Origin of the sequence: Nocardia sp. NPDC060220 (genome assembly GCF_042727815.1) — a bacterium.
Lineage (GTDB): Bacteria > Actinomycetota > Actinomycetes > Mycobacteriales > Mycobacteriaceae > Nocardia.
Map to the genome: position 1 here is coordinate 1 of NZ_JBHWZY010000315.1, position 7,241 is coordinate 7,241.

Sequence of the window (7,241 nt, forward strand, 5' to 3'; positions counted from 1 at the left end):
GCACATCGGAGGTGTCCTGGACCGAAAGGCTTGCCGTGGCAGAGAAACTCGCGCTCACCGAAACAACCGTCGAGTTCGCCGTCGCGGTTTCCGTCGGTATGGCTGTCGTCGTTTCCGTCGCAGTGGTCGTGCTCGGGGAATCAGCGCCCGGTTGGGCGGACTCGGTATCGGTAGTGGGGTAGCCGCCTGGGACGTCGACCGGTACGGCGACCTCGCTCGGGTTGTCGGCTGTTGTGCTCGTGATCGTCGCGATGGACTGGCTTCGGCCGGCACTGTAGTCGGAAAATCGTGCGGTGGGTTGGCCCGCGAACGGCCCCGCGCTGTTCGCCCGCGCCGGTGGGCTCGAATCTGCCCGCACCACGAGCGTTGTCCCGATAACCGTCATCGCCAACGCGGCCGCCACCCCGGCACGCGACATGTGCCGCCGGAACCGGTCTGTTGATCGCGCCGCGGACGGGTGGCCGCACCGTCGCACATTCTGGGGTCGAGGCTCGGTCTCGGTGACAGGCTCCGCCACCGGGTCTTCGCTGTTGTCGAAGGTGCGCATTGCATTCCTGCTTTCTCCCTCGAAATACGCCGACCGGCGTGCTGTTCTCAGGGGCGCGAGTAGGGATCCACCTCGCGCAGCCGTTGCCGGTGAATTCGTTGCAGTTCGCCCGCACGGGTGAGAAAGTCGGCGATTATTTCCAGTTCGGCGGCGTCATAATAATTCAGCAACATCTTGTAGCTCTCGACGATCATCGGAACGACGAGTTCCTGTACGCGATCGGCCGCGAGTTCGGTGGCCATCACAATGACGCGACGACGATCGGTCGGGTGCAGCGACCGTGCGATGTAGCCCTGTTTCTCCAGCCGGTTGAGCATGATCGTGACACCGGCGGAGGTGAGACCGAGCCGCTCGGCCAGCCTGCCCGGCGTCGTGGACTTCTCCTCGAGCAGGACGATCTCCAGCGCACGCCGATCGGTCTCGTTCACGCCCAGCACTCTGATCAATTCACGGACCAGGTCCTCGACGCTTCCGTGGTAGAACTCCAGCGCCCTTTTGAGCTCGACCGAGATCCGGGCGGGTTCGCTTGTTGTCGGGCACACGGGCTTTCCCATCGATCACTGGAAACAGAGAACCGCTCAGCACAAGTCACCGATCAGGGCCTGCTCGGTTGCTGAGCGCCGCGATCCGTTCAGGGGAGCCGGGACGCGCGGCGGAGTCGATGGATGCCGCAGGGCGCGGCAGCGGGGATTGCGGCCAGGTGCTCGAAGTGGGCATGGGCGCTCCTGTCCATCGATCGACCGGCTGCCCGAACCGCGGCTGACGAACATCACGAAAGCGGCACCGCTCCGGTCGTCGAAGCGGCCGTGGCTGTGCCGGACATGCACTGTACGACACACCGGGCGAGGCGATACTGCGCATCGGATAATTCGGTCGAAGTGACTTCTCGGCTCCAAACCGTAAGCAGGGCAACCACTATCAGGTGATGCTGCCGTCGGGTGTGGGTCGGTGGGGCCGGGCCGGGCTGCTGAGGCAACCCGGTCCGGCCCCTTCACCACAGGCCGCCGGCGCGGACACCGGTCATCATCCGGCGGCACTCGTCGGGTGAGCTCAGACGACAGCTGTGGTGGTCAGGGTCGGGGACGGGTTCGGGTAGCACGAGGTCGCGACATTGCCGACAAAGGAGACATTGGTCGTCATGGTCATACCGGGACTGGTGTAGCTGGTCCCCGCGTACTTGCTGGTGATCGGTGTTCCGGCGGCGCCGGCGGTGACGTTGATGGTCACCGCCGGCGGGGTGAAGCTGGTGCCGCCGGCGATCGGGCCCGGCACGGTCAGTACGACATTCCCGCCCGATGTGGCCACGGTGCCCGCCACGGTGCCCCCGGAGGCGGTAGCCGAGACCACCGTCGAATTCGCCGGAGTCGGAATGGTCATCTTCAGGTTGCTGATGTTGTTCACGGTGAATCCGGAAGCCGAACTGGGCACCGACGAGGCGCCCGGTGTGATGGTGATGGCCACCGCGGAACCCGACGCCGCAGAGCTCGGCGCGGTGCCGGTGACCGAGGTGTTCATGCTCGAGGTTTGGCCGATACCGAGGACCGTGCCCCGGCAGCTCCAGTTCACGCTGACGGGCGCAGCATTTACCGGTGCGGCCAAACAAAAGACGGTAGCGATGGCGACCGGGGCAATAAAGCCCGCACGAAACAGGGAAGAGGTCGATATCATGGCGATCTCCAGGGAATGTCGAGCAGCGGTAAGACGGGAGTTCGAACCGCTAAAAAATGGGTGTTCAGAAAATATAACCCGCTCGCATCTTTCTGTTGTTGAAATCGCAAATCCAAGCGTGTCAAAAATATCATTATCCGCAATTAGATATCTATCCGGAATAGTTAACTGCGGAAAGGTTTTTTCGCAGGCCGATATTGTCTCGGCCTGTCATCACCCGCCGGCTGCTCAGTGGCTGTGAAGTTTTGCTGTGAGCTGCCGCAATCCGTCGCCGTCATCGATGCCGATGCTTCCTGGGCCGATGGTGATCAGGCGGTGTCGCTCGAATTCCTCGATGACCTTGTGGAACGACGGGCTCCGCACACCGAGCATGGCGGCGAGCGTGCGCTGATCCAGCTGCACCGACCCGTCGACGGCTTCGTCGAGAAGCAGTTGAGCCACCTGGACCGGGAGCGGGCGGCCGAGCATATCGGTCAGCCGGGTCTGGACTGCCGTAACCCGTTGCGCCACAGTGGATATCCAGCGCCGAGCGATCTCGGGGTGGGTGGTGAGCACTGTGTCGAAATTGCGCTGAGGCAGGAACAGGCACTGCGTCTCGGCGAGCGTGCGCGCGGTGTATGCCAGTGGCACCCCCAGCACCAGCGCGATATCGCCGTCGACATCGCCAGGACCCAACATGCCTACCACCGCACGCTGTGTGCCCGACTCGACGGACAGTTCGACCTGCCCCTGCCGCACGATCCAGACTCCGTCCGGCGGTTGGTCCGCCGAGAACATCACCGATCCGGCGGGCAGGGCTTGGGGCTCGAGACGGTCGGCAAGGGCGGTGAGGTCATCGAGATGCAGGGGAGCGGTGGCGCCGTGGCCTACCCATCGCGCGACCCAGGCCGCATGACGCACTCGGTGGTCGTCGAAAGACTGCTCACCCATATCGTGCAGCAAGTGGGAGAACGTTCGGTGGCTGTGTAGCATCGCGTGCTCCTGACGGTGCGTACGAACTGGTCAACCCACCGCCCATTGTCCTCCCTTCGGCAAGAGGCCCACCGCGTGCATACCGATGCGGAACCGCTCAGGGGCGAAGGATCAGGTCCGCGCACTTCTCGCCGATCATGATCGAGGGAGCGTTGGTGTTCCCGCCGATGATGGACGGCATGATCGACGCGTCCGCGACGCGCAGACCGTCGATGCCCGAAACCCGCAACGTCGGATCGACGACCGCACGCTCGTCGACGCCCATCCGCACCGAGCCCACCGGGTGGTACACGGTGTGAATTCGGTTCGGCAGCTCCGCGCGCAGCGACGCGTCGTCGGCGAACTCGGCCCCGGGGTTGATCTCGCCTGCGTTGTCGCCGGTTCCCGCCATGATCTCGCGCACCATCGCGATGCCTTCGAGCAGCACTTCCGCATCTTTGGGCACACTCAGGTACCCGGGGTCGATGAGTGGAGTCGCGGTCGGATCCGCCGAGGAGAGCCTGACGGTGCCCCGGCTCTCCGGGTAGATCAGCGTCGGGAAGACACTCTGCCCCGGCTTCTTCGTCGGCGGTACGACCCGCTTGTCGGAGTCCTGGTTGGGCGAGGGGTAGACCCAGTAGAGGCTGAGCAGTTGCAGGTCGGGAATGTCCTGGGCGAACGACGTGCGCACGAACGCGACGGACTCGAACGATGATCCGGCCGCCCACGAGCTCCCTGGCCGGCGCTTCTCCGCGAGGAGTCCGCGCAGGAAGTACGACGGAGTCGGTCGACGCACCGCCGATTTCATGTTGTACGAGAGCGGGACGAAGAGGTGGTCGTGCAGGTTGTCGCCGACCGGCAGATCCGCGTGCACCGCGATACCGTGCTGCGCGAGGTGTTCGGCGGGACCGATTCCGGACAGTTGGAGGATCTGCGGCGACCCGAACGCTCCCGCCGAGAGGATCACCTCGCGCGAGGCGTGCACAATCTGCTTGCCGCCCTCGACCGAGATCTCGACGCCGGTGGCCCGCGAGCCGTTGATGACGATCCTGATGACCGTCGTCTCGGTGAGAACCAGCAGGTTCGGGAGCGGATCCGCATGGATGTAGCCCTGCGCGGTGGAGTAGCGCAACCCCTTCGCGGCGCTCTGCTGAAAGACCGCGACGCCTTCCTGACTTTCCGCGTTGTAGTCGTCGATGGCAGGCACACCCAGGCGCTCGGTCGCCGCTGCCATGAACGCGCGGGCCGCCTCGGTGAGATCGCTCTTCCGGGTGACCTTGATCGGGCCACCGCCACCACGGAGCTCGCTGGCGCCGCCCTCCCAATCTTCGAGTCGTTTGAAGTACGGAAGGACACCGGCGTAGTCCCAGCCCTCGCAGCCCTCGGCCGCCCAGTCGTCGAAGTTCTTCTTGTTGCCGCGGACGAAGAGCATGCCGTTGACCGAACTCGAACCACCCAGGACCCGGCCGCGCGTCATGGGGATCGTGCGATCGAGCGCACAGCGCTGCGGTGTCGACTTGGAACCCCAGTCGAACAGCTTCTTCAACTGCGGCGTGGAGTGCATGACGTTGATAGCGCCGGGAATCTGGAAGAGCATCTTGGCGATGCCTTTGTCGTCGGCGCGCCCAGCCTCGATCAGCACGACAGACGCGCCACTTTCCGCGAGTCGGCGAGCTACCGCGCAACCGGCGCTACCGGCTCCAACCACGATGTAATCGGCGTCGGTCATCGGCGTTTCTCCGTTCGATTACCGTTCTTCCGGTACGGCGACGATCACCCTGCCGGAGACGACTTCCAGGATGCGGTCGAGAGGTGGACCCCTTCATTGTGCTCGTCCGAAGGGCTCAGATCAGGGTTGAACGCCGGCTGTGCTGCCGCCGAGCGGCATGGCGGGCAGACCGAGTTTGCGATGGTCCCACGAGCGGATCCGCGTCGGCTCGACCCGAACGACGATGCGTTTGTGCATCATGGACTCGACCAGCGGACGAGCCTGCTCGGTGTAGGGACCGACGTAGCGGCGGAAGACGTCGATTCCGGCGTTCCAGTACTCCTCATCGGCGGGGTCCTCGATCAGATGCGCTGTTCCTTCGATCGACACGCCGCGCAACTGGTCGTAGGTGTCGCCCGCCTCGGCCATGCAGGTGAGGGTCGGGTTACGGCGCAGGTTGGCGGCCTTCTGCGACTTCGCCTTGGTCTCGAAGTAGATCTTGCCGTCGAGGTGCCCGAACCACATCGCTGTCAGATGCGGTTTCCCCTCGGCATCGAGGGTGGCCAAGGTGAGCACCCTGCTGCGGTCGAGGAACTGCGCGATCTCGTCCGCGCTCATCTGCACCGTGGCCCGCTGTTTGATTCCCACGTTCACCTTCCAGCTCGATCGTTGCGCCGACCCTATCGAGCAACCGCGATCGGCGATCCCGAACGCGACTATTCCGCTGGTCAGCGGCCCCTGTTGTTGCCGCCTGCTGGAACAGCGCGTCCCACAGGGTGAATCGCAGCAGTCGACAGCACATCGGATGGGCGCTGCTGGTTCAGAACTGGCCGGGCAGCGGCACAATGCCCAGGTTGGCGTCGAGGCCACCGTCGACGACGAGGGTGGTGCCGGTGATGTAGCCGGCGGCGGGCGAGGCGAGGAACCAGATCGCCTCCGCCTGTTCACGTGGTTCCGCGAACCGTCCGAGTGGGATCCGGCGTTCGATCGCGGCGAGCAGTGCGAGGTCCTGGTGTACGCCGGCGGTGATGCCGGTGCGGGTGAGCCCGGGTGCGATGGCGTTGATCCGAATCCCCTGCGCGGCATAGTCGATCGCGACCGCGCGGACCAGGTTGATCAACGCGCCTTTGGACGCGTTGTAGGCCCAGTTTCCCGCATCGCCACGCAAACCGGCCACCGATGCGGTCAACACCGCGCAGCCCCCGGACCGACGCAACGCCGGAATCGCCGCTCGCAGCCCGCGAATCGGCCCGAGCAGGTTCACGTCGAGGATGCGGTCGGCTGTGCGCACCGCATCGGCGGCCTCGAGCGGCGGGGTGCCGCCGGTTCCGGCATTGAGGACGATGGTGTCGAGTCGGCCGAAACGGCTCAGCGCGGCGTCGACCGCGGCCTGGTTCACCGCGTCGGAGGACACGTCGCCGGCCAGGGTCACGATGCCGTCGCCGAATCCGGTCAGGCCGTGCTCGGAGAGATCCACCGCGACCACGTCGTGCCCGCGTTCGGCGAACAACTCGACAGTGGCTCGGCCGATACCGGACGCGGCGCCGGTCACGATCGCGACGCGACGTGCGTCGGCGGGGGAGGGCTTGCTCATCTGGGGCCTTGTGTCGGAGCCCGAGCAGCGGATCTGATCTCGGCCACTCGGGCAGTCACACCGATGATCAGTCGAGTACTTCGTTCAGTTTTCCGGTCGCGACGTCGAAGACGAATCCGCGCAGGGAGGTGGTGCGCGTGATGAAGGGGCTGCGTTCGATGCGGCGCAGCGAGTTGCGGATGTCCTCGTCGAGATCGCCGAAGGCCTCGGCGGACCAGGTGGGCTTGATGCCGATCTCGTCCTGGATCGCCCGTTTGAAATCGTCGTCGGTGAAGGTGAGCATGCCGCAGTCGGTGTGGTGGATCAGGATGATCTCCGTCGTGCCGAGCAGTCGCTGGCTGATGGCCAGCGAGCGGATCTCGTCGTCGGTGACCACGCCGCCCGCGTTGCGGATGACGTGCGCTTCACCGTCGTGCAGGCCCAGGATGCGGTAGACATCGAGGCGGGCGTCCATGCACGCCACCACCGCGACGTGCTTGCTGGGCGGCAGCGGGAGCGGGCCGCTGAACTGCGCTGCGTACGTGGCGTTGTTGCTGAGGTATTCGTCTGTGACGGTCATGGCGGCGTCCTAGGGTTGATGGGTCGCGACAACGAATCTCCGCCTTCATGGTTGGTGCTGGTTCGGAGGGCGGCCAGAGATTCGCGCAGATCGAGGCGAAGGGTCGTTCGCAGCGGTGCGAACGAGTAGGCGCCTGCGTCGATGCCACGGTGCCTGCGTCGGGCAGGGAGGGAAGCCTGATCGACCGCGACCGGCCGCCTCTGTGGCCCGCACC

General features: G+C 65.3%; 10 protein-coding genes. 2 read left to right on the forward strand and 8 right to left on the reverse strand.

What is annotated here, in order from left to right; all coding sequences use genetic code 11:
* A partial coding sequence (locus ACFWF3_RS17705) for a hypothetical protein (protein ID WP_379314491.1) occupies positions 1 to 182 on the forward strand: 182 nt, incomplete at its 5' end.
* Positions 183 to 594: 412 nt separating this feature from the next.
* Here the strand turns inward: ACFWF3_RS17705 and ACFWF3_RS17710 are convergent.
* The 3 genes from ACFWF3_RS17710 to ACFWF3_RS17720 all read right to left on the reverse strand — a co-directional run bounded on the left by ACFWF3_RS17710 (position 595) and on the right by ACFWF3_RS17720 (position 1,924).
* Positions 595 to 1,101, reverse strand: coding sequence for a MarR family winged helix-turn-helix transcriptional regulator (locus ACFWF3_RS17710; RefSeq protein ID WP_378996018.1), 507 nt, complete (start codon positions 1,099 to 1,101; stop codon positions 595 to 597).
* Between the two features lie 34 nt (positions 1,102 to 1,135).
* Entirely contained in the window at positions 1,136 to 1,264 is a 129-nt protein-coding gene (locus ACFWF3_RS17715) for a hypothetical protein (RefSeq protein ID WP_379314492.1), read from the reverse strand.
* A 333-nt stretch (positions 1,265 to 1,597) separates the two neighbouring features.
* On the reverse strand, positions 1,598 to 1,924 hold the full coding sequence (locus ACFWF3_RS17720) for a hypothetical protein (protein ID WP_378996014.1): 327 nt from the start codon (positions 1,922 to 1,924) through the stop codon (positions 1,598 to 1,600).
* Between ACFWF3_RS17720 and ACFWF3_RS17725 the strand changes: the two genes are divergently transcribed.
* Positions 1,917 to 2,456 carry a hypothetical protein gene (locus ACFWF3_RS17725; protein ID WP_379314493.1) on the forward strand — a complete coding sequence of 180 codons (540 nt, stop codon included), beginning with the start codon at positions 1,917 to 1,919 and terminating at the stop codon, positions 2,454 to 2,456. The two genes, ACFWF3_RS17720 and ACFWF3_RS17725, sit on opposite strands and share 8 nt — an antisense overlap.
* Here the strand turns inward: ACFWF3_RS17725 and ACFWF3_RS17730 are convergent.
* The 5 genes from ACFWF3_RS17730 to ACFWF3_RS17750 form a co-directional block, all read right to left on the reverse strand.
* Entirely contained in the window at positions 2,444 to 3,145 is a 702-nt protein-coding gene (locus tag ACFWF3_RS17730; RefSeq protein ID WP_379314494.1) for a Crp/Fnr family transcriptional regulator, read from the reverse strand. The two genes, ACFWF3_RS17725 and ACFWF3_RS17730, sit on opposite strands and share 13 nt — an antisense overlap.
* Before the next feature lie 139 nt (positions 3,146 to 3,284).
* Positions 3,285 to 4,895: a GMC family oxidoreductase gene (locus ACFWF3_RS17735; RefSeq protein WP_379314495.1), complete on the reverse strand. Its 1,611-nt coding sequence runs from the start codon at positions 4,893 to 4,895 to the stop codon at positions 3,285 to 3,287.
* A 120-nt stretch (positions 4,896 to 5,015) separates the two neighbouring features.
* Positions 5,016 to 5,522 carry a pyridoxamine 5'-phosphate oxidase family protein gene (locus ACFWF3_RS17740; protein ID WP_379314496.1) on the reverse strand — a complete coding sequence of 169 codons (507 nt, stop codon included), beginning with the start codon at positions 5,520 to 5,522 and terminating at the stop codon, positions 5,016 to 5,018.
* A gap of 172 nt (positions 5,523 to 5,694) precedes the next feature.
* Complete coding sequence (locus tag ACFWF3_RS17745; RefSeq protein WP_379314497.1) at positions 5,695 to 6,468, reverse strand: SDR family NAD(P)-dependent oxidoreductase; 774 nt, start codon at positions 6,466 to 6,468, stop codon at positions 5,695 to 5,697.
* Positions 6,469 to 6,535: 67 nt separating this feature from the next.
* Positions 6,536 to 7,027 carry a beta-class carbonic anhydrase gene (locus ACFWF3_RS17750; RefSeq protein WP_378996001.1) on the reverse strand — a complete coding sequence of 164 codons (492 nt, stop codon included), beginning with the start codon at positions 7,025 to 7,027 and terminating at the stop codon, positions 6,536 to 6,538.
* Positions 7,028 to 7,241 lie beyond the last annotated feature (214 nt).

What these genes read in the sequence shown, in the direction of transcription:
- ACFWF3_RS17710 (WP_378996018.1), bottom strand. Translation starts at nt 1,101, where the DNA reads ATGGGAAAGCCCGTGTGCCCGACAACAAGCGAACCCGCCCGGATCTCG.
- ACFWF3_RS17720 (WP_378996014.1), bottom strand. Translation starts at nt 1,924, where the DNA reads ATGACCATTCCGACTCCGGCGAATTCGACGGTGGTCTCGGCTACCGCC.
- ACFWF3_RS17735 (WP_379314495.1), bottom strand. Translation starts at nt 4,895, where the DNA reads ATGACCGACGCCGATTACATCGTGGTTGGAGCCGGTAGCGCCGGTTGC.
- ACFWF3_RS17750 (WP_378996001.1), bottom strand. Translation starts at nt 7,027, where the DNA reads ATGACCGTCACAGACGAATACCTCAGCAACAACGCCACGTACGCAGCG.
- ACFWF3_RS17715 (WP_379314492.1), bottom strand. Translation starts at nt 1,264, where the DNA reads ATGCCCACTTCGAGCACCTGGCCGCAATCCCCGCTGCCGCGCCCTGCG.
- ACFWF3_RS17745 (WP_379314497.1), bottom strand. Translation starts at nt 6,468, where the DNA reads ATGAGCAAGCCCTCCCCCGCCGACGCACGTCGCGTCGCGATCGTGACC.
- ACFWF3_RS17730 (WP_379314494.1), bottom strand. Translation starts at nt 3,145, where the DNA reads ATGGGTGAGCAGTCTTTCGACGACCACCGAGTGCGTCATGCGGCCTGG.
- ACFWF3_RS17725 (WP_379314493.1), top strand. Translation starts at nt 1,917, where the DNA reads ATGGTCATCTTCAGGTTGCTGATGTTGTTCACGGTGAATCCGGAAGCC.